Annotated in this window: 20 protein-coding genes; 11 read left to right on the top strand and 9 right to left on the bottom strand. The window is 44.9% G+C overall.

Features of this window, described 5'->3' with window-relative positions; genetic code table 11:
• Nucleotides 1-139 precede the first annotated feature (139 nt).
• Nucleotides 140-2,764, bottom strand: a complete 2,625-nt coding sequence (gene topA / locus VV1_RS10035) for a type I DNA topoisomerase (protein ID WP_011080010.1) — start codon at nt 2,762-2,764, stop codon at nt 140-142.
• 414 nt (nt 2,765-3,178) lie between these two features.
• Here topA and VV1_RS10030 point away from each other — a divergent pair, with 414 nt between their 5' ends.
• On the top strand, nt 3,179-3,427 hold the full coding sequence (locus tag VV1_RS10030) for a YciN family protein (RefSeq protein ID WP_011080009.1): 249 nt from the start codon (nt 3,179-3,181) through the stop codon (nt 3,425-3,427).
• Between the two features lie 201 nt (nt 3,428-3,628).
• On the opposite strand, the gene aroA is transcribed toward VV1_RS10030, so the two are convergent.
• Nucleotides 3,629-4,915, bottom strand: a complete 1,287-nt coding sequence (gene aroA, locus VV1_RS10025; protein WP_011080008.1) for a 3-phosphoshikimate 1-carboxyvinyltransferase — start codon at nt 4,913-4,915, stop codon at nt 3,629-3,631.
• A 124-nt stretch (nt 4,916-5,039) separates the two neighbouring features.
• Nucleotides 5,040-5,501 carry an outer membrane lipoprotein gene (locus VV1_RS10020; RefSeq protein ID WP_043921092.1) on the bottom strand — a complete coding sequence of 154 codons (462 nt, stop codon included), beginning with the start codon at nt 5,499-5,501 and terminating at the stop codon, nt 5,040-5,042.
• A gap of 30 nt (nt 5,502-5,531) precedes the next feature.
• Between VV1_RS10020 and aat the strand changes: the two genes are divergently transcribed.
• From aat to infA, 3 genes are all read left to right on the top strand, one after another.
• Nucleotides 5,532-6,245, top strand: coding sequence for a leucyl/phenylalanyl-tRNA--protein transferase (aat, locus tag VV1_RS10015; RefSeq protein WP_011080006.1), 714 nt, complete (start codon nt 5,532-5,534; stop codon nt 6,243-6,245).
• A complete protein-coding gene (locus tag VV1_RS10010) occupies nt 6,242-6,940 on the top strand; it encodes an arginyltransferase (RefSeq protein ID WP_011080005.1) in 699 nt (232 codons plus the stop codon). Before aat ends, VV1_RS10010 begins: the two co-directional genes overlap by 4 nt.
• Nucleotides 6,941-7,019: 79 nt before the next feature.
• The gene (infA, locus tag VV1_RS10005; RefSeq protein WP_001040192.1) at nt 7,020-7,238 is read left to right on the top strand and encodes a translation initiation factor IF-1; all 219 of its coding nucleotides are present in this window, start codon (nt 7,020-7,022) and stop codon (nt 7,236-7,238) included.
• A gap of 150 nt (nt 7,239-7,388) precedes the next feature.
• Here infA and clpA read toward each other — a convergent pair whose 3' ends face one another.
• Nucleotides 7,389-9,665, bottom strand: a complete 2,277-nt coding sequence (clpA, locus tag VV1_RS10000; RefSeq protein WP_011080004.1) for an ATP-dependent Clp protease ATP-binding subunit ClpA — start codon at nt 9,663-9,665, stop codon at nt 7,389-7,391.
• 47 nt (nt 9,666-9,712) lie between these two features.
• Entirely contained in the window at nt 9,713-10,033 is a 321-nt protein-coding gene (gene clpS / locus VV1_RS09995) for an ATP-dependent Clp protease adapter ClpS (RefSeq protein ID WP_011080003.1), read from the bottom strand.
• Nucleotides 10,034-10,573: 540 nt separating this feature from the next.
• On the opposite strand from clpS, the gene cspD reads away from it, so the two are divergent.
• Nucleotides 10,574-10,795 carry a cold shock domain-containing protein CspD gene (gene cspD, locus VV1_RS09990; protein ID WP_013571399.1) on the top strand — a complete coding sequence of 74 codons (222 nt, stop codon included), beginning with the start codon at nt 10,574-10,576 and terminating at the stop codon, nt 10,793-10,795.
• Nucleotides 10,796-10,881: 86 nt separating this feature from the next.
• On the opposite strand, the gene VV1_RS09985 is transcribed toward cspD, so the two are convergent.
• Nucleotides 10,882-13,107, bottom strand: coding sequence for an NADP-dependent isocitrate dehydrogenase (locus VV1_RS09985; protein WP_011080001.1), 2,226 nt, complete (start codon nt 13,105-13,107; stop codon nt 10,882-10,884).
• Between the two features lie 300 nt (nt 13,108-13,407).
• Here VV1_RS09985 and VV1_RS09980 point away from each other — a divergent pair, with 300 nt between their 5' ends.
• Nucleotides 13,408-14,112: an rRNA large subunit pseudouridine synthase E gene (locus VV1_RS09980; protein WP_011080000.1), complete on the top strand. Its 705-nt coding sequence runs from the start codon at nt 13,408-13,410 to the stop codon at nt 14,110-14,112.
• A 37-nt stretch (nt 14,113-14,149) separates the two neighbouring features.
• Here the strand turns inward: VV1_RS09980 and VV1_RS09975 are convergent, their stop codons facing one another.
• Complete coding sequence (locus VV1_RS09975; RefSeq protein ID WP_011079999.1) at nt 14,150-14,773, bottom strand: YccT family protein; 624 nt, start codon at nt 14,771-14,773, stop codon at nt 14,150-14,152.
• Between the two features lie 73 nt (nt 14,774-14,846).
• Nucleotides 14,847-15,794, bottom strand: coding sequence for a porin (locus VV1_RS09970; protein ID WP_011079998.1), 948 nt, complete (start codon nt 15,792-15,794; stop codon nt 14,847-14,849).
• A gap of 514 nt (nt 15,795-16,308) precedes the next feature.
• Here VV1_RS09970 and dinG point away from each other — a divergent pair.
• The 4 genes from dinG to rsmS are packed head-to-tail and all read left to right on the top strand — an operon-like array spanning nt 16,309 to nt 19,921.
• The gene (gene dinG / locus VV1_RS09965) at nt 16,309-18,384 is read left to right on the top strand and encodes an ATP-dependent DNA helicase DinG (RefSeq protein ID WP_043921091.1); all 2,076 of its coding nucleotides are present in this window, start codon (nt 16,309-16,311) and stop codon (nt 18,382-18,384) included.
• A gap of 45 nt (nt 18,385-18,429) precedes the next feature.
• On the top strand, nt 18,430-19,212 hold the full coding sequence (locus tag VV1_RS09960) for a TSUP family transporter (protein ID WP_011079996.1): 783 nt from the start codon (nt 18,430-18,432) through the stop codon (nt 19,210-19,212).
• Nucleotides 19,209-19,754, top strand: a complete 546-nt coding sequence (locus tag VV1_RS09955; protein ID WP_011079995.1) for a primosomal replication protein — start codon at nt 19,209-19,211, stop codon at nt 19,752-19,754. The genes VV1_RS09960 and VV1_RS09955 overlap by 4 nt, the downstream gene beginning before the upstream one ends.
• The gene (rsmS, locus tag VV1_RS09950; protein ID WP_011079994.1) at nt 19,754-19,921 is read left to right on the top strand and encodes a pleiotropic regulatory protein RsmS; all 168 of its coding nucleotides are present in this window, start codon (nt 19,754-19,756) and stop codon (nt 19,919-19,921) included. The genes VV1_RS09955 and rsmS overlap by 1 nt, the downstream gene beginning before the upstream one ends.
• 62 nt (nt 19,922-19,983) lie before the next feature.
• On the opposite strand, the gene VV1_RS09945 is transcribed toward rsmS, so the two are convergent.
• Entirely contained in the window at nt 19,984-22,101 is a 2,118-nt protein-coding gene (locus VV1_RS09945) for a methyl-accepting chemotaxis protein (protein ID WP_011079993.1), read from the bottom strand.
• A gap of 215 nt (nt 22,102-22,316) precedes the next feature.
• On the opposite strand from VV1_RS09945, the gene xthA reads away from it, so the two are divergent.
• Complete coding sequence (xthA, locus tag VV1_RS09940; protein ID WP_011079992.1) at nt 22,317-23,123, top strand: exodeoxyribonuclease III; 807 nt, start codon at nt 22,317-22,319, stop codon at nt 23,121-23,123.
• Nucleotides 23,124-23,202: the final 79 nt, after the last annotated feature.

Here is a 23,202-nt window from a genome sequence, read left to right as displayed (position 1 = left end):
CATATGAAAGAGCGATGACAAAGAGATCTCATAGATATCGCCTGTGTCACCAGCACTCGTCATGGGAGACAAGCAGAGCCAATTGGTGAGTGATAGAGATAAAAAAAGCAGCCAATGTTGGCTGCTTCATCAAACTCGGTTATTTCGCGTTTTTACGTTTATCCGTCACTTCCCATTTACCATCAACATAGAGCGCTGTCCAACCTGTCGGTTTTCCATCGACTTCAGTGCGTACATAGTTTTCTTTGATTTTACGGCTAAAACGAACAACCGCCTCGACACCATCAGGATCTTGCGTCGGCGCTTGTGCAAGGTGTTTGTATTTCTCTGGCAGACGCTCAGCAAATCGAGCCAGCTCAGAAACCAACGGCACACGCGTTTCTCTAGATTTCGGGAAATTACTCGCGGCGAGGAATAAGCCAGCAGCACCATCACGAAGAACAAAGTACGCATCTGAGTTGCTGCATGGCAATTCAGGGAAATGCACTGGATCTTCTTTTGGTGGTGCTACTTCACCGTTTTTCAGGATCTTACGCGTGTTCTTGCAGGTCTCACTCGTGCAATCCATGTATTTACCAAAGCGACCGTTTTTGAGCACCATGTCACTGCCACACTTGTCACACTCAACCACAGGGCCGTCATAACCTTTGACTTTAAACTCACCATGCTCGACTAAGTAACCCTCACAGTTTGGATTGTTACCACATACGTGCATCTTGCGTTTATCATCGATCAGGTATGCATCCATCGCGGTTTCACAGATAGGACAACGTTTCTTTGCTCGAAGCGCAGCAGTTTCAACATCTTCTTCAAGCACGTTGATGATGCCTTCTTCATCACCAAGATTAATGGTCGTCTTACAACGTTCTTTCACTGGCAATGCGTAACCAGAACAGCCAAGGAAAACCCCAGTAGACGCAGTACGAATGCCCATTGGACGCGAACAGGTCGGACATTGAATATCCGTCATAACAATGTGATTTGGCTTCATACCGCCATGTGCTTCGTCTTCTTCGGCTCGGCCAAGATCTGTGGTGAAGTCTGCAAAGAACTGATTCAGAACGTCTTTCCAGTTAACATCGCCTTCGGCGATTTTATCCAGCTTCTCTTCCATACGAGCAGTAAAGTCGTAGTTCATCAGATCGTTGAAACTGTCATCAAGACGGTCAGTCACGATTTCACCCATTTTCTCGGCGTAGAAACGACGCTGGTCCACTTTTACGTAACCACGGTCTTGAATAGTCGAGATAATGGAGGCATAAGTTGAAGGACGACCAATGCCGCGCTTCTCTAGCTCTTTAACCAAAGCAGCTTCGGTAAAACGAGCCGGCGGCTTGGTAAAGTGCTGTTTCGGCTCTAAGGACTCAAGGTTTAGCTTATCGCCCACTTGAACCGCTGGAAGGATCGTATCTTCATTTTTGCCCAGTGGGCGCTGCACGCGAGTCCAACCATCAAATTTCAGAATGCGACCTTTTGCTTTCAAGGTATATTCTGCGGCTTTAACGCTCACCGTCGTTGAGTCGTACTCAGCTTCAGTCATTTGACAGGCGACAAACTGATTCCAAATCAAGGCATAAAGTTTGTGTGCGTCAGCGTCAACACCCTCTAGAGCATCTGCTTTGACGTTGACATCTGAAGGACGAATCGCTTCGTGTGCTTCTTGTGCCCCTTGCTTGCTACCATAAACCAATGGTGCTTTTGGCAAGTAGCGAGATCCAAATTCATCACTGATGTACCCACGAACTGCTTCTACCGCTTCTTGGCTTAAATTGGTCGAGTCAGTACGCATATAGGTGATGTAACCTGCTTCGTACAAACGCTGAGCCAACATCATGGTTTTCTTAACGCCATAGCCTAAGCGAGTACTTGCCGCTTGTTGGAGCGTTGACGTAATAAACGGCGCTGAAGGTTTGCTCTTAGTAGGACGGTCTTCCCGCTTGCAAACTTCAAACTGTGCTTTTTGCAGAACCGCCAGAGCGGCATTAGTTTCCGCTTCATTGACTGGGCGGAACGTGTCACCAGACTTTTGAGCAACCAAAAGCTTAAATGGCATCGTTTCTTGCGTCAGTGTGTTGGCGTGAATGTCCCAAAATTCTTCCGGTACAAACGCTTTGATCTCTCGTTCACGTTCCACCAAAAGCTTCACAGCGACCGATTGCACACGACCTGCAGACAAACCGCGAGCCACTTTCTTCCACAGTAATGGGGACACCATAAAGCCCACAACGCGGTCCATGAATCGACGCGCTTGTTGTGCGTTAACCCCATCCATATTGAGATGGCCAGGTTTTTGGAATGCTTGCTGAATTGCATTCTTAGTAATTTCGTTAAAAACGACTCGTTTATAGCGTGCTTCATCGCCACCGATGATCTCACGAAGGTGCCACGCAATAGCTTCCCCCTCGCGGTCCAAATCGGTTGCGAGATAAACAAAATCAGCGTCTTTAGCTAGCTTTTGTAATTCGCTGACAACTTTTTCTTTGCCTGGCAGAATTTGATAATTTGCAGCCCAATCATGATATGGGTCTATACCCATTTTCTTGATCAGTGCATTACGATCTTTCTCTTGCTTGATACGAGCCTTTTCTTCTACGCTCATACCCTTAGTAGAAATGGCAGCCGCTTTTTCGCCTGTACTCTGACCTGCTGTAGGCAAGTCGCGTACATGACCAACACTCGACTTAACCACAAAGTCTTTTCCAAGATACTTATTGATCGTTTTAGCCTTAGCTGGCGACTCCACTATAACGAGCGATTTACCCATATTGACTCTAACGTCCTTAAAAAATGATCACATTACTTTTCGTTTTGACGAGAAAAGTAATCGGTACGTTGTACTATTTCATTGCTTCTTTTTTTACTATTGTGCGAGATGAAAAGAAGATCAACTGCTTTTTTACATTTCGAATTTGTTTGCTCGACAATTCATCGCTAAACAATAGACAACGATTTTTACTCATGTCGACAAAATGCGGAAACTGTAGACCGCCGTATACTAAGCAACGGATGAATTTTGTTGCTAATAAAAACCTAATTTTTCTGTTGCATGTCACAAAACGTTTACTGATCAGCATCAAGCAACCGTCTGCTTTTTGTCTCGAATTCTTTAATAGCGATTGAATTCGCCCGTCAAGACTCTAGACTATCGCTCGTAAATCATAGTAAAGGCACTAAGAAAATGAGTGACAAGAAATCCATTTCTGAATTTGAACTGCTATTAATTGCCAACCACATCATCCAAGAGCATGACGATTATATAGAGGGAATGAGAGCAACCAGCGTCGAAGAAAAAGATGACGTGCTGGTGTTTAAAGGGGAATATTTCTTAGACCATAACGGCCTACCAACAGCCAAAACCACGTCGGTTTTCAACATGTTTAAGTACCTCGCGCACCATTTGTCGAAAGAGTTTACTCTCGACAAATAATCTTCCCACTGATACGCCAACATTTCCATAAACGAGTTGGCGTTGAAGTTAGCCGGCAAGCGAGTCAATCTCCATCAGCATAGATTTACTATGTACCAACTCTGACTAACGTTCCAACAAGCGTGCTTAGCCAACACCGCGACAACTTCACGCTCAACGGAGATACAAGAAAGCCTTGGCTTTTCACCAAGGCTTTTATTCTTACGCTAACTCACTCAGTGAAGCCAGCTTGTCAAAGTAATCCGGAAATGTTTTTGACGTGCACTTCGGATCGTTAATCGTTACAGGAGTGTCGCTCAGCGCTACCAATGAAAAACACATTGCGATACGGTGATCGTCATAAGTGTCAATGGCGGCATGCCTGAGTTGTTGTGGCGGATTAACGATTAGATAATCCTCACCCTCTTCCACTTCCGCGCCCACCTTACGTAGCTCAGTTGCCATTGCGGATAATCGATCGGTTTCTTTCACACGCCAGTTGTACACGTTGCGAATGGCTGTTGTGCCTTGAGCAAAAAGAGCCGTAGTTGCAATGGTCATTGCCGCGTCAGGGATATGATTGTAATCCATGTCGATGCCTTTTAGACGACCAACGCGAGAGATGACGTAGTCTTCTCCCCACTCAATTTCGGCCCCCATTTTCTCAAGAGCATCAGCAAAATGGATGTCTCCCTGAATACTATTTTTGCCGATTCCCGTTACCTTGATCTCGCCACCTTTAATTGCGGCAGCAGCAAGAAAATAAGACGCAGACGAGGCATCACCTTCCACCAAGAATTGCCCAGGCGAAACATAACTTTGACCAGCTGGAATAATAAATTCTTGGTAGGCATTGTTGACCACATCCACACCAAATTGCTTCATGATGTGCAGTGTAATATCGATGTAAGGTTTTGAAACGAGTTCACCGACAATATGAATTTTCACTTCACCTTGTGCTAACGGTGCCGCCATCAAAAATGCAGTTAAGAATTGGCTAGAAATAGAGCCGTCAATATTGACAGTTCCCGCCTGTAAGCCTGTTGCGTTGATTTTCAACGGTGGGTAGTTTTCGTTTTCAAGATACTCGATTTGAGCACCCGCTTCTCTTAAGGCATCCACTAAGTGCCCAATAGGGCGCTCTTTCATTCGTGGTTCGCCCGTCAGTACAAACTCCCCTTTGCCCAAACAAAGCGCTGCGGCAAGTGGGCGCATCGCTGTACCGGCGTTGCCTAAAAACAGCTCCTGAGCCTCAGTTGCTGTAAACGGACGGCCTAAGCCTTCCACAACACAAACGGTTTTGTCGGCAGAGAGCTCATAATGCACGCCAAGCTTCGTTAGCGCATTCAGCATATGACGGATATCATCACTATCTAACAAGTTAGTGAGTCGCGTTGTGCCTTTAGCAAGGGCAGCCAATAACAAGGCGCGGTTAGAAACACTTTTTGAACCAGGCAGGTTCACTTCACCATTGACTTTTTTAATCGGTTGTAACGTAAGGCTTTCCATTAATTGAGTTAATCCTTGAGTCCCGTTTTCCTTAAAATGGGGACTTCAACTTATTCTTCGTGACTTCAGACTAACGAAAAAGAACCGATAAAACCAGTGTAAATGAGTGAATAATTACTCAAATCTAAAGTGCTAAATCAACCCTAACTCCATCATCAAAATAAAGTATCCGAACCTTATCCGCACGGTTGAATAACATATTCTTATCAACATCCTGAATAACATTAATCAACTGCCCTTTTTCAGTCTCAATCAACAGTTCAACCAGTTGATATTCAATGCGGTATTCACTTTGACCTTGGTTTTGTACTATGACAGCGCCCGCTACTGCGCCAATGGCTGTTGCGACCTCTTTTCCTGTCCCTCCTCCAAACTGATTTCCAACTAAACCACCTATCGTGGCACCGAGTAATGTTTTCCATCCTTCGGCTTGAGAGCGCATAATCTCCTGTTGAGAAATGTATCGAACCGATTCCACTTCGCCATAAATGACTTTATTCACTGGCTTTGCTACATTCCTCTCATAGTTTGCGTGCACGAGAAACGACATAAACAGCAGGCAATACAACCATTTTTTCATAAACATCTCCTCAAACCGGACTATAGATATTCTCACATGGCGATCTATCTGACAGAACTTGATAGTAAAAGTTTAGACTTTCCTCCTGCAGAAAATGCATTAGCCGATCCAAATGGCTTATTGGCCTTTGGTGGTGACCTCACTCCAGAAAGACTGATCGCAGCATATCACCACGGTATTTTCCCGTGGTATGGGCCGGGAGAGCCGATTTTGTGGTGGAGTCCATCAACGCGAGCCGTTTTTGATCCAAACACCTTCTTACCCGCTAAAAGCCTTAAAAAGTTCCAGAGAAAGGCTCAATACCAAGTCAGCATTAATCATGCGACGCCAGAAGTCATTAAGCTATGTGGCAACACACGACCAGCGGAAGAAACTTGGCTAAATGAAGAGATGCAAGCGGCCTACATCTCATTAGCTTTGCAAGGTGTCTGTCACTCGGTTGAGGTTTGGCAAGATCAAAGACTCATTGGCGGTTTCTATGGCCTTAGCATAGGAGAATTGTTTTGTGGCGAATCGATGTTTAGCCTCGAAACCAACGCATCTAAAATTGCATTATGGTATTTTTGCCGTCATTTCAGCGAGCATGGTGGCAAGCTGATCGATTGCCAGGTGATGAATTCTCATTTGCACTCATTGGGGGCTTTTACGTTGCCGAGAGAGGAATTTCTCCAACGGCTGCTATGCTTAAAACAACAGAGAGTAACGTCGGGTTGTTTCTCACCCCAATGGTTGAAGAGGCACAATGCATGAGTTCAGATATCCATCAAATTAAAATAGGGCTCACAGACAATCACCCTTGCAGTTATTTGCCCGAGAGAAAAGAACGAGTCGCCGTGGCACTTGAGGCGGATATGCACACGGCTGACAATTATGAAGTTCTGTTAGCCAATGGATTTCGTCGCAGTGGCAATACCATATACAAGCCTCATTGCGATAGCTGCCACTCATGCCAACCCATTCGCATATCAGTACCCGACATTGAACTTTCACGCAGCCAAAAGCGTTTGCTGGCCAAAGCACGCTCCCTTAGCTGGTCGATGAAGCGGAATATGGATGAAAACTGGTTCGATCTCTACAGTCGATACATTGTTGCTCGACATCGTAACGGAACCATGTATCCCCCGAAAAAAGATGACTTTGCTCACTTTTCTCGTAATCAATGGCTAACCACGCAGTTTCTCCACATTTATGAAGGACAACGCTTAATCGCTGTCGCAGTGACAGACATCATGGATCATTGCGCCAGTGCTTTTTACACCTTTTTCGAACCAGAACATGAGCTATCTTTGGGGACACTGGCCGTGTTATTTCAATTGGAATTCTGTCAAGAAGAGAAAAAGCAGTGGCTCTATTTGGGCTATCAGATTGACGAGTGCCCAGCGATGAACTATAAAGTTCGCTTTCATCGCCACCAAAAACTAGTAAATCAGCGTTGGCAAGGGTAGAATACGCCCCAACTTTACTTTTTTACATTTTGACGGCTTATGTAACCGTCAAGATTCGCCAAGTTTCTAAGAGGATTAAATGGCTAAAGAAGACGTAATTGAGATGCAAGGCACTGTTCTTGATACTCTACCAAACACTATGTTCCGCGTTGAGCTTGAAAACGGCCACGTTGTAACTGCGCACATTTCAGGCAAAATGCGTAAAAACTACATCCGTATTCTAACGGGTGACAAAGTAACTGTAGAGATGACTCCATACGACCTATCGAAAGGCCGCATCGTCTTCCGTGCTCGTTAATCTCTGATTATCGCAGTCAAACAAAAAGCGGAGCGCTATGCTCCGCTTTTTGTTTGACTAGAATCATGTCGCTTACAGAAGCGCCTAAGTCGCGCGCTTTTGTAAGCTATCAATAATAAAGCGAGCCTTAGCTCGCTTTATTATTTACTTTTAATGAACCGCTTCTTCACGCGTTGTCAGATACTCAAACTTCAAATCATCTTTCTCTAACGTTACTTTCACCGTACCGCCATCGATTAACGAACCAAACAGCAGCTCGTTTGCCAACGGTTTTTTCAGTTTATCTTGAATAACTCGGCTCATTGGTCGGGCACCCATGGCTTTATCGTAACCTTTGTTTGCTAACCAGTGACGTGCATCTTCAGACACTTCCAAAGAAACGCCACGCGCGTCCAATTGCACCTGTAGCTCGACAATAAACTTGTCCACAACCTGATGAATAATCGCTTCATCAAGGCTATTAAACCAAATGATGTTATCGAGACGATTGCGAAACTCTGGAGTGAAGACTTTCTTAATTTCCGCCATCGCATCATGACTATGATCCTGCTGAATCAAACCAATCGATTTTTTCTCTGTCTCTGCGACACCAGCATTGGTGGTCATGACTAAGATGACATTACGGAAATCCGCTTTACGACCATTGTTATCGGTTAGCGTGCCGTTATCCATCACCTGCAACAGTAGGTTGAAGATATCTGGGTGCGCTTTTTCGATTTCATCCAGCAGCACAACGGCATGAGGATGTTTGATCACCGCATCTGTGAGCAAACCACCTTGATCGTAGCCAACATAGCCTGGAGGCGCACCAATCAAACGGCTCACTGAATGTCTCTCACCATACTCGGACATATCAAAGCGTAATAACTCAATCCCAAGTAGCTTCGACAGCTGAACAGTGACCTCCGTTTTACCAACACCAGTAGGGCCAGCAAATAAGAAAGAGCCCACCGGTTTGTTTTCTGCGCCTAATCCCGCACGGCTGAGCTTGATGGCTTCACAAAGTACGTCAATCGCCGCATCTTGCCCAAACACCAACATTTTCATCTTGTCATCAAGGCTCTTGAGAATATCTTTATCCGAAGAGGATACCGATTTTTCTGGGATACGAGCCATTTTAGCCACCATGGCTTCAATATCTGCCACACCAACCGTTTTCTTACGACGACTCGCTGGCGTCAGGCGACTACGCGCACCCGCTTCATCAATCACGTCGATCGCTTTATCCGGCAAATGACGTTCATTAATGTACTTCGCAGAGAGTTCAACTGCAGCTCTCAGCGCTTTGTTGGTATAGCGGACATCATGGTGCGCTTCGTATTTAGATTTCAAACCCATCAAAATCTTCGTTGTATCATCTAGCGAAGGCTCGACAACGTCGATTTTTTGGAAACGGCGAGACAAAGCACGCTCTTTCTCAAAAATGTTGCTGTATTCTTGATAGGTAGTAGAACCGATACAGCGTAGCTTTCCGCCACTTAATAACGGTTTAATCAAGTTTGCGGCATCAACCTGGCCACCAGAAGCCGCGCCAGCACCAATGATAGTGTGAATTTCATCAATAAATAAGATGGCGTCTTTTTCTTTCTCTAATTGCTTAAGAATGGTCTTAAAACGCTTCTCGAAATCGCCACGGTATTTGGTTCCCGCCAGCAATGAGCCAATATCTAGGGAATAGATGACGCTGTCTTTAATAACGTCTGGTACCGAGCCCTCGACAATTCTCCACGCCAATCCTTCTGCAATGGCTGTCTTACCAACCCCAGCTTCACCAACGAGAAGTGGGTTGTTTTTGCGGCGGCGACAAAGTACTTGTATCGTACGTTCCAACTCTTTATCTCGGCCAATTAGAGGGTCAATATGGCCATCTTTCGCAACTTGATTGAGGTTGGTAGCAAAACTTTCTAAGCGCTCTTCTGAGCTGTTCTCTTCACTACTCGCATCGCTGCCGAAGGAATCTGAAGAAGAGGAAGAGTCATCACTCGCGCCAGATGCTTTCGTGATACCGTGAGAAATGTAATTCACGATATCCAATCGTGAAATATCATTTTTTTTCAATAGATAAGCAGCGTGCGATTCTTGTTCACTAAAGATAGCAACCAGCACATTTGCGCCAGTTACTTCACTGCGACCGGAAGACTGAACATGAAACACAGCTCGTTGAAGCACTCGCTGAAAGCTCAACGTAGGTTGAGTTTCCCGAGTTTCATCATTGTCTGGAATAAGAGGAGTTGTCTGATCAATGAACACATCCAGTTCATATCGCAGAGCATTGAGATCGGCTTTGCACGCCAAAAGAGCTTCCTTCGCAGCATTGTTTTCCAACAATGCGAGTAGGAGGTGTTCAACAGTCATGAACTCATGTCGTTTGTCACGAGCACGAGCGAAAGCGCCATTCAGGCTCGACTCTAATTCTTTATTAAGCATAAGTACCTCCTGTGAGAACAACTTGGTTGCTCGAGCAAGTCTTATCTTTACGCTTGCTCCATCGTACACAGCAACGGATGTTCATTTTCCCTTGAATACATCGTTACCTGCGCTACTTTCGTTTCAGCAATCTCTGCACTATACGTGCCACAAATTGCTTTCCCTTCGTAGTGAACTTTCAACATGATCTGCGTAGCTTTATCTAAATCATGCGAAAAAAAACGCTCAAGAACATCAATCACGAAATCCATCGGGGTGTAATCATCGTTGTTTAGCACCACGTTGTACTTCTTGGGCGGTTGAATCTGGGTTATTTCTTTCTCCAGTAAATCCGAATCTGGAGTGATCCATTCAAAATTTTTACTCATGGCTTCTATTAAACACTTGGGACTTTCAACAAAGAGTCAGATACCTGCAAACACTTTACCATAAGCACCAAGCTCGGTGTAGTCAGTTAGCCTTCGCGTGTAATTTCCCTTACTTAGAGACTAATTCACGCCACAGCAGGCTGCAAATAAAAAGATGAGACAAGGCTATTTATCTGCAACTGTTTGATGCTTTTGCCATCAGACGTCAACTCATTTTAGGGAAAAGCTCAATCACTCAACAAAGAAACTTTTGCAAAAATGTTAAACCCAAAAGTGATCTGTTTGCGATTATGTTGTTATTAATACATTTTTACTATTGACTAGCCAAAATCATTGACTACATTGGTTGGTGTTGATGAATTTTTCTTCACTTAGTGCTTCGCTTCGCAAAACGCGAAACTTGCAAAAAAGTTTAACTGCCAAAAATCCATCACACGAAATTCTTAAATTTAGCTTAAAAGCAAATTTGCCATCAGTCTGTTACACAGGCTAAAGATTGGCTAACAACATCAGTAACAAAATGCATGAGGGATGTATAGCATGGCTACAGGTACAGTAAAGTGGTTCAATAACGCCAAAGGATTTGGTTTTATCTGTTCAGATCAAGAGGAAGGCGACATCTTCGCCCACTACTCAACGATTCAGATGGACGGTTATCGTACACTGAAAGCGGGCCAACAAGTCACGTATGAGATTGAGAAAGGTCCGAAAGGGTGTCACGCTAGCAGCGTCGTTCCACTCGAAGTACAAGCAACGAAGTAAGACTGGTATTGCGACAAAATTCACTTTTAAGCAACGCTTTAGCTCTTATTGAAAAACCCGCCTTTCGGCGGGTTTTGTTTTTTGCATTAAGCTTCAATCACTTGGTTTAAGGATTGACTTGGTCGCATCAGAGCCGAGGTTTTAGCATCGTCAAATAGGTAATAACCGCCAAGATCACCTGGTGCACCTTGCGCACCATTTAACTCAGCGACAATAACTGCCTCTTGCTCCGCAAGTGCTTTTGCAATTGGAGCAAATTCAGCCGCCAATTCAGCGTCTGCGGTTTGCTCTGCCAACGCTTTCGCCCAGTACGCAGCCAAGTAGTAATGGCTACCACGGTTGTCTAACTCACCCACTTTACGAGACGGAGACTTGTTTGTATCCAAAAACTCGCCTGTCGCAGCGTCTAATGCATCAGCCAGTACTTTTGCTTTAGCGTTTCCAGACACCACACTTAAATGTTCCAGTGAAGCCGCTAACGCCAAAAATTCACCGAGTGAATCCCAACGAAGATGGTTTTCTTTCTGAACTTGCTGTACGTGCTTAGGTGCAGAACCGCCAGCGCCGGTTTCAAATAGGCCGCCACCGTTCATCAGTGGAACGATAGAGAGCATTTTTGCCGATGTACCTAATTCTAGAATTGGGAACAAATCGGTTAAGTAGTCACGTAGTACGTTACCAGTCACAGAAATGGTGTCTTGACCTGCTTTGATACGCTCTAGTGAGAACTTACACGCATCTACCGGTGCTAAGATCTTAATGTCTAAACCTGCTGTATCATAATTCGGTAAGTAGGCATTCACTTTCTTAATAAGCTCGGCGTCGTGAGCTCGATTTTCGTCTAACCAGAATACCGCAGGAGCACCACTTGCTCTTGCGCGCGTGACAGCCAGTTTCACCCAATCTTGAATTGGAGCGTCTTTAACTTGGCACATACGGAAGATATCACCTTCTTCGACTGCTTGTTCAAGCAGAACAGTGCCGTCTGTTGTAACGACTTTGACAGTACCTGCGGCATCGAGGATAAAGGTCTTGTCGTGTGAGCCGTACTCTTCTGCTTTTTGTGCCATCAAACCAACGTTTGGCACACTGCCCATTGTTGTCGGGTCAAATGCACCATGCTCTTTACAGAAATCGATAACGGCTTGATAGACGCCAGCATAGCAACGATCTGGAATCAGTGCTTTGGTGTCTTTTTGCTTGCCATCAGGACCCCACATTTGGCCAGAGGCACGCAGCATTGCAGGCATAGATGCATCAACGATCACATCACTCGGGACATGCAGGTTGGTAATACCACGGTCAGAGTCGACCATTGCTAACGCTGGTTGAGATTCGTAAACCGCAGCAATTGCAGCTTCAATCTCTTCTTTTTGTGCTTGTGGCAAGGCTGCAATTTTCGCGTATACATCACCAAGTCCGTTGTTTACATCAACACCCAACTTAGCGAAAAGATCGCCGTATTTAGCAAAAACGTCTTTATAGTAAACTTTGACCGCATGACCAAAAATGACAGGATCTGACACCTTCATCATGGTTGCCTTCATATGAAGCGAAAGCAAAACATCTTGTTGCTTAGCTTCTGCAATTTCTTTCTCGAAAAACGCAACAAGTGCATTTTTGTTTAGAACGGCAGAGTCGATGATCTCTTTATCTTGCAGCGCAAATGCTTTCTTTAGGACTTTCTTAGAACCATCTTCAGCAACAAATTCAATTTGCACATTTGTTGCACCGTTTACTGTCATGGACTTTTCACTGCCGAAGAAATCTTTTTCCGTCATGCTCGAGACGTGAGACTTCGAGTCTGAGCTCCAAGCCCCCATTGAATGCGGGTTTTTCTTCGCATAGTTCTTCACTGACAGCGGCGCACGACGATCCGAGTTACCTTCACGAAGTACCGGGTTTACCGCACTGCCTTTAATCTTGTCATAAGTCGCCTTAATTGCTTCTTCTTCATAAGTGCTCGGCTCTTCTGGGTAATTTGGCAGATCATAGCCTTTGTCTTGGAGCTCTTTAATCGCTGCTTTCAACTGAGGAATTGAGGCTGAAATATTTGGCAGCTTGATGATGTTCGCTTCTGGCGTCTGAGCCAGCTCACCAAGTTCTGCAAGCGCGTCGCCAATACGTTGTTCTTCTTTTAGGTGCTCTGGGAAGTTGGCGATAATACGCCCTGCTAGAGAAATGTCGCGAGTTTCAACGTTAATGCCTGAAGAAGCAGTGAAAGATTGAATAATCGGCAGCAATGAGTACGTTGCTAGCGCTGGTGCTTCATCAGTAATGGTGTAAATAATTGTAGGTTTTTCTGTAGGCATGAAATTTCCCTATTTTTGAACACCTCAGCAAGCTGAGATGAGTGGAATTGACGCGCTTTGCACTTTCACTGAGTATCAGTATCTCCCCTAGTGCAAACCGCCGTTTGGCACTCTTTGTTGTTACTCTTTGAGTTAGTTTCTCTAAATCCATGAGTGCACGTTTATAATTAAACAAATTACGCAAAATAGTCTATTATTCTGTGCGCTATTGTTAGTATAAGGCGCGCAGATCATATCCGATTCCGTCGAAAGTTAAAACTTATACACACACTTCATTTACATTTTTGCAAGGTACTTAACATGTCATTCCGTTCTAGCAGCACTTCTCCACGCTCGAACAAGCAAACAGCGACCAAGCGATTTAAACAAAGCGGACAAGCTCAATCTGTTGGCTCGCCAAAAAGACATAGTGTAAAGCGGAAGAACAATGAACAGAGCAAAAAATCTTTGTCGTTAGCAGAACGTAAAATCATTATCTTCAATAAGCCATATGACACGCTCAGCCAATTTACCGATGGTGAAGGTAGAAAAACGTTAGCAGACTTTATTCCTGTCAAAGAAGTATACGCTGCGGGAAGATTAGATCGTGACAGTGAAGGCCTGATGGTGTTAACCAATGATGGCATACTGCAAGCCAAACTGACTCAGCCAAAATCCAAATCGCCTAAAACCTATTGGGTACAAGTAGAAGGCGCTCCGACCGAGGCACAACTCGAACCTCTTCGCCGTGGTGTTGAGCTGAAAGATGGGCTGACGTTACCCGCTCAAGTGGAGATTATCCAAGATCCTCAGTTGTGGGAAAGAAATCCCCCTGTCCGATTTCGTGCTGCAATCCCCACCACTTGGCTAGCCATTACGATTATTGAAGGAAGAAATCGTCAAGTGCGACGCATGACGGCCCATATTGGCTTCCCGACTTTAAGGCTAGTTCGTTACTCGATGGGAGGAATGACGTTACAAGATCTTCAACCCGGCGAGTGGAAGGAAATTTCCTTACCAAGTTAGGGCTAATGCCCTAACTTAAGCAGTAACGTAAATACGATTACTCTTGATCCACCATCCACTTGCGGAAAGCTTTGCGCTCTTCAGTCGATGCTTGTTTATACCAGTGTTGGAGTTGGACTAATGCATCTGCATTTTTAGTGGTAGCGGGCTTTTCGACCATCTTATCCGTTGTTACTACCTCTGCTTTTACAACCCCTGCTGAAAATACGATTCCTCGCTCTTCATTGTGCTTGGCGATTAGAGCTTCCATGCCATAGTACGGCATAAATCCTTCATTCCCTTTTAGCTTCTCTTGGCTGTAGGAAATTTCTTTACCACTTACGCCTTCAATGCGCCATTTAGGTGATGTGTTGAACTCACGATTTGCTTGCTCATAACTAAATACTTTCGGTGGATACAACTTGATATCTTCACTGAGATTGTCAATGGTTATGACGAAAGGAGCGGAGTCAAAAACCTTTTGGTTACTACCTGAGCCAAGCTCTGCTGCATAGCGAACAACAAGTTGAGCGCTTTTGGCATCCACTTCCATCGGCTCTAAAGGCTCATCCACTTCCGTTCCATTAGCAAATAGAATCTTCACGCCAGAAACTGGCGAGATCATCGCTGCGTGAATATTGAACGACATCAGCATGCCTGCTAAACCTAGTACTCTAAGCATAACTATCTCCGGTTATTATCCAAAAAAAAACACCCTCTCTCGAGGGTGTTTAGTATAAATAAATCCATTTGGATTAGAATGATGCTTTCACACCAAATGCGAAACCAGTACCGTTTTGCTTCATTACTGGAGCTTGCTCTGTACCTACATTTGAGTAAGCATCGTTAGCACCAACTTCTGCATATAGAGTTGCGTTAGGAGCTAGAGGATAACCAGCATTCACGTACCAACCAGTAACGTCTTTTGCACCAGCTTCATCTGAATCTGAAACTGCAACACCAGCTGCTAACTTAACAACATCTAGTTTGTACGTCGCTGCAAAAGCGATAGTGCTTGTAGTTACAGTGTCGTTATCCATTGAGTAGTAAGCTGCAGCTAAACCAAGATTTTCTACACCGTTGTAACGAGCCTGTAGAGACCAAAGTGTTTCATCATGAGTTACAAGGTCAGCTGAACCAACAAACGCAGTGAAATCAAAATCTTTCAAACCACGGTAACCAATACGGCCATCATAGTATTTAGAATCTTTATTTAGATCTTCAGATAAACGGAACTGACGTAGAGCTGCAGTTGCGTAGAAATCACCAGAATCGAAGTCGTAACGCATAACTTCTTTGTCACAGTATACTTCTGACTCAGAGAAGAATGTCTCTAGACCAAATTGGTAGTCACTACCAATGCCAGCGTCGTCAAGAGAGGTACATAGTTTACCAACTTTGAAAGTGTGTGCACCAGCGTAAGCAGCAACGTATGCGTCGCCTTTGTTATCGCCCAAGTCTTGGAATTCCCAGAAACCACCAAACTGTACTTGGTCGTTTACTGCGTAACGAACATCAAAACTTACGTCAGCGTCTTGGATTTCTTGCTGAAGCTCAGAACCATCTTTAAGACCTTTTATGTAAACAACTTCGATGTCACCACCCATTGTTACAGAAACAGCATCTTTCTTGTAAAGTTCGATACCTGCGTTTGCAGAGCCTGCAACCGCCATAACTGCTAGAGCTACTAGAGTCTTTTTCATAATAATCCACTGCCTTTTCTTAGTTTGGGAGTTCCTTGCCCGGTTCCCTTTTGTTTTTTTGATACTGATTTACCTATCCTGAGAAAGCTAACCAGCACCTGTAAATTTCGATTGTTAGATTGCAAAAGATTATTCTGACTGTCAAATTTCCTAAAAAACAAACATAAAAAAATATCAAATCATTTAAAAACAGCAACTTGCATTGTTTACATGCTTTTTTTCGAGTAACTTCTAAGCAAAATATGCCTAATTTACACAAATCGTTACAAGCAAATATTCGGAATAAAATCCTTAAATATTAAAAAATAAAGGCAAACTTAAGAATAAAACCCTTAACAATCCCCCAGAGCGGCGGTTTATATTTTTTATTTGATGAATTAAATCTAACCTTATGAAGGTTCAGTTTTTTTTTGTGAAGGAGATCTAGGTTTAAATTAAAAGGATCCAATTTCGTGAGATACGCCTCGCTTAGAGATGTGTGCTAGAATCCGTGGGTCTGAACATGGGTCACAGTATGCTAACCAGTAAAATTCAAAGTTCTATTCGCACCAGCTATCAAAACCTTCAAAACCAGCTTGAAAACTTTATTCCTCGCCGAGCGCAAAACTATCTCGTTGCGGAGATGGCAAAAACACTTTGTGGTTCCTATCACAAAAAAAATCGCATTCTTGTTGCGGAAGCCGGGACGGGGATCGGGAAATCACTCTCCTACCTTATGGCTGCAATCCCAGTGGCAGTACTTAACAACCGTAAAGTGGTGATTTCAACTGCAACAGTTGCTCTACAAGAGCAATTGCTGAATAAAGACCTGCCTTTGTACAGAAGAATTTCAGACTTAAACTTTTCTTTTGTTTTAGCGAAAGGCAGACAACGCTATTGCTGTGCCGAAAAACTCGCTAGCGCCAGTGGCGTCGACGGTGGCCAGCTAGCGATGTTTGAAACAAAACCCAAAAAGAAAGACATAGAGCTGTTAACCACGATGTATCAGAGCTTAGCCAAGGGGAAATGGGATGGCGATAGAGACAGTTGGCCAAAACCGATTGATGACAGCCTCTGGCAATTGATTGTCAGCGACAAACATAGCTGTAACAACAATCTGCCGATTCATCGCCACTGTCCTTTTCAAAAAGCACGCTCAGAGCTCGACAAGCACGATGTCATTATTGCCAATCACAGTTTAGTCATGGCTGATGCAGACTTGGGCGGCGGCGTTATCCTCTCTGAACCGGAAAATACCATTTATGTCTTTGATGAAGCGCACCACCTTCCTCACGTTGCTCGAGATCATGCCTCTGCCGCATCTAGCCTTAAAGGCGCGGCCGCTTGGTTAGAACGTTTAAACCAAAACAGCAGCAAGTTTGCAGCCTTGGCGGATGAAAAACGCGTTAGCCGCTTTCGCAATGAGCTTCAAGAATCCGTGCAAGTAGTGATTCCCTCTTTACTACAGCTTGCAAAACAGTTCGACCCAGCGAATTTTGAGGAAGGCACCTATCGATTTGAGCATGGCCAACTCCCTTCGTGGCTAGAAGAGCAGGCAAAAGAGCTCAAAATTTTCAGCCAGAAAGCCCATCAAGCGGTCGCTAAAATTGCCGATCTCGTCGCCGAACGTGTTAAAGATGGTGAACTTTCCGCAAAAACTGCCGAGCCCGCTTTGGCTGAATTGGGTTTCTATATTCAACGAACTGAAAATCTGTCACAAGTGTGGCGATTGATGGCAGAACCGACCCGTGAAAAAGGAGCGCCTCTTGCTCGCTGGCTTGAAAAACATCCGGATCGCGAAGGTGATGTTATCGTCAGTGTCTCTCCTTTAGAGGTAGGCTGGCAGCTGGACCAACAAATCTGGAGTCGCTGCGTCGGCGCATTGTTGGTTTCTGCAACCATGAGAGCACTGAACTCATTTCAATATTTCTGTCATCAAGCAGGCATTGATATGCGTGAGGAATCGGGAGTCCAATTCCTAGCTTTGGCCTCACCTTTCGATTATCAAAACCAAGCAGAGTTGCACCTACCTGCCCTCAAATACGAACCGCAAGCACCGCAGTTTACGGAATATCTTATCGAGATTTTGCCTAAGTATTTAAAAGACAAACAGGCAAACTTGGTTTTATTCTCTTCTTATTGGCAAATGAACCAAGTTGCGGAAGGTTTAGCAACAGAATTGGTAAAAAGAGGATGGGCTTTGCAAAAGCAAGGCGAAACATCACGCACTGAAATTCTAAAAAAACATAAAGAACTAGTAGAAAAAGGTGAAACAAGCATTCTTTTTGGTACAGGTAGCTTTTCAGAGGGGCTGGATTTGCCCGGCGAGCTTCTGGAAAACTTGGTGATCACCAAAATACCTTTTGCTGTCCCAACTTCACCAGTAGAACAAGCGCATTCAGAATATATTGAGTCTCGTGGAGGTAATCCATTTATGCAGATCACTGTCCCAGAGGCGAGTAAGAAGATGATTCAATCGGTAGGACGATTACTGCGCAAAGAGCGAGATTCTGGTACAGTCACCATCCTCGACAAGAGGTTGATTTCGAAGCGGTATGGTAAAGCGATTCTGGACTCCCTGCCTCCTTTTAAACGAATCATTGAAAAATAGAACTTGCTGCATTACACAATTAATAACTAGAAGAACGTTAACCCTATGGAATTATTAGAACCAACCATGCTTGTTGTCCTTGCTTTGGTTGCTTTCATCGCTGGATTTATCGATGCCGTTGCAGGTGGAGGGGGAATGCTCACCGTTCCAGCCCTTCTTTCACTGGGCTTACCGCCACATATTGCACTAGGAACAAACAAACTTGCCGCGACGTTTGCCTCTTCTACTGCCGCATTTACTTACTATCGCAAACGCCTGTTTAAGCCTCAGTGCTGGCTTCGCGCATTTGCAGCTACTTTGGTAGGTGCCACATTGGGCACACTCTTTGTCGATGCCATCAGCACCGAGTGGTTAGAGAAAATACTGCCACTGATCATTTTAGCGGCAGCCATCTATACCATTTGGCATAAAACGCCCGAATCGGCACACAACAGCACCACTCCCGAGCCATGCCCAATGCTGAATAAAAAGCAATTTGTGCAAGGTGCCACACTAGGATTTTATGATGGTGTCGCGGGACCAGGCACTGGCGCTTTCTGGACCGTCAGCTCAATGGCACTCTATAAACTCAATATCCTTCTGGCCTCAGGCCTCGCAAAAGCCATGAACTTTACCAGTAACATAACTTCGTTGGTCATGTTCGCTTTCTTAGGGCACATCAACTGGGGGCTTGGATTAATCATGGGCGTTTGCCTGATGGCAGGGGCATTTGTGGGTGCTCACTCTGCGATTCGATTTGGCGCAAAGTTTATTCGTCCGGTTTTTGTTACTGTCGTCAGTATTCTTGCCATGAAACTGGCCTATGAAGCTTGGTTTGTCACGCTATGAAACTACAAGATATTGCGCAGCGGCTTGATAAGCTTGCTGTTCAGGCCGCTCAGTTAGACAGACAAAGAGGCGAACATCACACCCCTTTGTTTGATGAGCGATTGTTTGCTTGCCGAGCGCGCCTCTTAGTGCCCTGCGTTAAAGAGACCAAAGCCACTTTGGATGCGTTACTGAGAGAGCAAAAAGATCAGAGACTCACAACCCAACGTGCTGAATATCTAACAGAACAGTTGGTTGCTCAGTTCTCTGCGATTCAACGTGAGCTCTCTACAACCACCATTCGCAAGAATGAAATCAAACATGCTAGCCATTATCGCAAACCAATCAATGTGTTGTATCAAGAGTTGGCACAGCATCAAGAGTGGACGCGTAGACTAAAAGAAATGGTGTTGGAAAAGCAGAAAGAACTCGATACCGCACCTGCATTTCTTCGTACGCAAGCTCAACAGGCGTTATTGGTAACAGAGCAACGATTAGCGCGTTGCCAGGCAGCGATGCTAAAGATAGAAAATCAGATCACATACAGAGAGAAAAATCAGTAATGAATGACCTTTCCCCTCCACCACTGGAACAAGCACCGGATGAAATTAAACTGGCGGTCGATTTGATCTATCTATTGGAAAGCAATGACGTTGATGCTGCAACGGCCCTAGCAGCACTGAAAATTGTCCAGCAAGATTTAGAGTCAAAGCTCAATCGTCAAGCGTAAACACGTTAGTGCCAGTCAACGAGATGACTGGCACTGTCGATCGAGAGGCTTGATTCCTTTCATCACACTTTAAACTGACCCATCAATTGTTGCTGCTCTGCTGAGAGTGCTTCAATCGTTTCACCAGCCGATTGTGACTCTTGCGCTTGCGATAAAATCTGGCCGCTGAGATCGCGAATGTTGACCACGCTCTGATTCACTTCCGCAGACACCGCCATCTGTTCTTCAGCCGCTTTTACAATCTGGCTGTTCATATCATTAATTGCAGAGATCGACTCAAAGACACTTTGCAGTTGCTCAACCGCATTTTGTACTTCTGTCGCGGTATGCTGAGCAAACACGTTACCTTGCTTGATGGCATCCACCACTGCTGTGGTGCCATTTTGTACTTGAGCAATCACAGTGCGAATTTCTGCTACAGAATCTTGAGTGCTGCTCGCCAATTTTCTAACTTCATCTGCAACCACGGCAAAGCCACGGCCTTGTTCGCCGGCGCGAGCGGCTTCTATCGCCGCATTGAGTGCCAAAAGATTGGTTTGCTCTGAAATGCCTTCAATGACTGTCAGGATCTCAGTAATATTGCCATTGTTGCGGGCCAACTCTTCCACCACAGGAACGGCTTGGGTCATTTGTTCCACTAGCTTCAGCATCTCGTGTTCAGAACGCTCAATGACCTCACGGCCACTATTCGCGGATTGACTGGCTCGATTCGCTGCCTCAACCGCCACTTCCGCATTTTGCACAACCAAACTTGCGGTTTGTGTCATCTCTTCAGCCGCCGTGGCCACCATATCGACTTCTTTAAATTGTGATTCGCTGCTAGTGCGGGTTGCCACTGCTGCTCGTTTGGCTCCCACTGTTTGTTCAGCAAGCTGTTGCGACGTTTTTGCCACATTGCCAATGGTTCGCTGCAGTTTCTCTAAAAAAGCATTAAAACTCTCTGCCAGTTGGCCAATCTCATCTTTGTTGCCCACCACTAAACGCTGAGTGAGATCCCCTTCACCAGATTCAATGTCACGTAAACTGTCCACCACGGCTTTGATCGGCTTCACTAGCTTGGCGGCGGAAAAGGCGATGGTAAACAGCCCTAGCACCACTAATACAAGCCCCACCAGCAACTCAAATTGAATGCCTGAGGAAACCTTGTCGCTGATGATTTGATCCAATGTCTCGACATCTTTGAGTACGGCCGATTTTGGCATTTCGAAGATCACGCCCCAAGTTTGGTTGGCAACGACGACGGGAGCAAAGACAAGTAGCCATTCGCCATCGTCACTCCATGAAACTTGCTCTCCCCCACTGTAAAGCCAATCCGTTAATGTGTTCGCTGAAACGTAGGAGCTGGCAAAAGCACTACCAATACTTTTTGAGCGATCGTCACTGGCGATCAAAGTGCCATCTAAACTCACAATGCTAATGTGTCCCTGCCCATTAAAAAGGCTGCTATCGGAATCGTTTGCGATTTGCAGTAAAGAATCGAGTCGCACATCAATACCCATAAAACCGATTGGATCACCATCAACGAGGATAGGAACCGACAAAGAGGTGGTCAAAAAGCTGCCACCATCTTGTGTCATTTTGCGAGGGGAAGTAATACACGCTTGTGCTGAGTTCAGAGGACACAAAAAACGCTCAGCGTTTTCATCCGATTTCAAAGTCGCTTCCGAAAGTACATTCGCAACGACATTCTCGCCATTATTAGCCGTGGCCCAGTAAGGAGCAAACTGGCCTCGTTCATTAGACCCCACATACTCTGCATTCACATAATTGGCATCTTCACCATCAAGCATATTGGGTTTAAAAACCAAATAAGCCCCTTGCATGGTTTTGAAATTCACGACCGATTTACGAACCATTTCATCCAGTGCAGTGCGCAATACTTCGCTCTCACCAAAATTCTCTTCACTATTGGTCTTATAAAACAAAGCACTCGCCGCTAACATTTCAGCACGATATAGCGACTCATTCAGAAACTCGGAAACCTCAGTAGCATTGAGTAATGCACGAGTTTTCACTAATTGCTCTGATTTGGAGGTAACAGATGCGGTGCTTTGTTGCTTCAACGTCTGTTGATTTGCAATCGCGTTATAGACAGAAAAGCCAATTAAAGAGAGAGAAGTGATTAGCAAGCAGAAACCCGACAGCAGGGTAATCTTCCACTGAACAGAAAGAGTTCGCATAGTACATCCTTATTCGCAAACAAATAGAGCTAAACTTTCGTTTTATTTGCTTTCCATTAAAGCATAATTCACCTCGATATCAATTAGAAATGTTACGAAGTTGTAGCACACTATCGAACCATCAATGTGATCAATCGCTGTGATTACTTATCTCTTCTTGAAGTCATTGAGTTGAGTGGTAACATCAAGTCAAACAACACGAATCAGGATAAAGAATGAAAATCGTCAGCTTCAACATCAATGGGTTACGAGCTCGCCTTCATCAACTGCAAGCATTGATCGACAAACATCAACCTGATGTTATTGGTCTGCAAGAAATCAAAGTCCACGACGAAGCCTTTCCTGTCGAAGACGTCGAAGCGATGGGCTATAAAGTCTATTTCCACGGGCAAAAAGCGCATTACGGCGTGGCTCTGCTGTGTAAACAAGAGCCAATCGAAATCCAAAAAGGGTTCCCAACCGATAATGACGAACATCAGAAGCGCATGATCATCGGGACTTTTCTTGATGAGAAGGGTGAAAAAGTGACGGTGTTGAACGGCTATTTTCCGCAAGGGGACAACATTGCGCACGAAACCAAGTTCCCTTATAAACGCCAGTTTTACAAAGATCTGATGGGGTACCTAACCACTCACAGAGACAACGGTGAGCAAGTGGTTGTGATGGGTGACATCAATATCAGCCCGATCGACGCCGACATCGGTATTGGTGAAGTGAACCGCAAACGCTGGTTAAAAACGGGCAAATGTTCGTTCCAGCCTGAGGAGCGTGAGTGGTTACAAACCTTACTGGATTGGGGGTTAGAAGATACGTTCCGCAAATTGCATCCAAGTGTGGATGATAAGTTCTCGTGGTTTGACTACCGTTCAAAAGGCTTTGACGATAATCGTGGCCTGCGCATTGATGTGATTCTTGCTACACCATCGTTAGCGGCCCAGTGCCGAGAATCCGATATCGATTACGAGCTACGCGGCATTGAAAAACCTTCAGATCACGCGCCTATTTGGGCAACCTTTGAGTAACCCGTATTCGTTCATCGACATAAAGCAATCGACTTAAAATCATAGAGGAGCTAAGGCTCCTCTACGGTTTTCACTGCTG

This window comes from Vibrio vulnificus CMCP6 (genome assembly GCF_000039765.1).
GTDB classification, from domain to species: Bacteria; Pseudomonadota; Gammaproteobacteria; order Enterobacterales; family Vibrionaceae; genus Vibrio; species Vibrio vulnificus_B.
The sequence above is the reverse complement of the archived record's forward strand: the minus strand, read 5'-3'. Positions and strand labels throughout refer to the sequence as shown.

What these genes read in the sequence shown, in the direction of transcription:
- VV1_RS10020 (WP_043921092.1), bottom strand. Translation starts at nt 5,501, where the DNA reads ATGTTTATGAAAAAATGGTTGTATTGCCTGCTGTTTATGTCGTTTCTC.
- VV1_RS09970 (WP_011079998.1), bottom strand. Translation starts at nt 15,794, where the DNA reads ATGAAAAAGACTCTAGTAGCTCTAGCAGTTATGGCGGTTGCAGGCTCT.
- xthA (WP_011079992.1), top strand. Translation starts at nt 22,317, where the DNA reads ATGAAAATCGTCAGCTTCAACATCAATGGGTTACGAGCTCGCCTTCAT.
- topA (WP_011080010.1), bottom strand. Translation starts at nt 2,764, where the DNA reads ATGGGTAAATCGCTCGTTATAGTGGAGTCGCCAGCTAAGGCTAAAACG.
- VV1_RS10010 (WP_011080005.1), top strand. Translation starts at nt 6,242, where the DNA reads ATGAGTTCAGATATCCATCAAATTAAAATAGGGCTCACAGACAATCAC.
- VV1_RS09980 (WP_011080000.1), top strand. Translation starts at nt 13,408, where the DNA reads ATGTCATTCCGTTCTAGCAGCACTTCTCCACGCTCGAACAAGCAAACA.
- clpS (WP_011080003.1), bottom strand. Translation starts at nt 10,033, where the DNA reads ATGAGTAAAAATTTTGAATGGATCACTCCAGATTCGGATTTACTGGAG.
- clpA (WP_011080004.1), bottom strand. Translation starts at nt 9,665, where the DNA reads ATGCTTAATAAAGAATTAGAGTCGAGCCTGAATGGCGCTTTCGCTCGT.
- VV1_RS09975 (WP_011079999.1), bottom strand. Translation starts at nt 14,773, where the DNA reads ATGCTTAGAGTACTAGGTTTAGCAGGCATGCTGATGTCGTTCAATATT.
- VV1_RS09945 (WP_011079993.1), bottom strand. Translation starts at nt 22,101, where the DNA reads ATGCGAACTCTTTCTGTTCAGTGGAAGATTACCCTGCTGTCGGGTTTC.
- VV1_RS09960 (WP_011079996.1), top strand. Translation starts at nt 18,430, where the DNA reads ATGGAATTATTAGAACCAACCATGCTTGTTGTCCTTGCTTTGGTTGCT.
- VV1_RS09985 (WP_011080001.1), bottom strand. Translation starts at nt 13,107, where the DNA reads ATGCCTACAGAAAAACCTACAATTATTTACACCATTACTGATGAAGCA.
- rsmS (WP_011079994.1), top strand. Translation starts at nt 19,754, where the DNA reads ATGAATGACCTTTCCCCTCCACCACTGGAACAAGCACCGGATGAAATT.
- aat (WP_011080006.1), top strand. Translation starts at nt 5,532, where the DNA reads ATGGCGATCTATCTGACAGAACTTGATAGTAAAAGTTTAGACTTTCCT.
- infA (WP_001040192.1), top strand. Translation starts at nt 7,020, where the DNA reads ATGGCTAAAGAAGACGTAATTGAGATGCAAGGCACTGTTCTTGATACT.
- VV1_RS10030 (WP_011080009.1), top strand. Translation starts at nt 3,179, where the DNA reads ATGAGTGACAAGAAATCCATTTCTGAATTTGAACTGCTATTAATTGCC.
- dinG (WP_043921091.1), top strand. Translation starts at nt 16,309, where the DNA reads ATGCTAACCAGTAAAATTCAAAGTTCTATTCGCACCAGCTATCAAAAC.
- VV1_RS09955 (WP_011079995.1), top strand. Translation starts at nt 19,209, where the DNA reads ATGAAACTACAAGATATTGCGCAGCGGCTTGATAAGCTTGCTGTTCAG.
- aroA (WP_011080008.1), bottom strand. Translation starts at nt 4,915, where the DNA reads ATGGAAAGCCTTACGTTACAACCGATTAAAAAAGTCAATGGTGAAGTG.
- cspD (WP_013571399.1), top strand. Translation starts at nt 10,574, where the DNA reads ATGGCTACAGGTACAGTAAAGTGGTTCAATAACGCCAAAGGATTTGGT.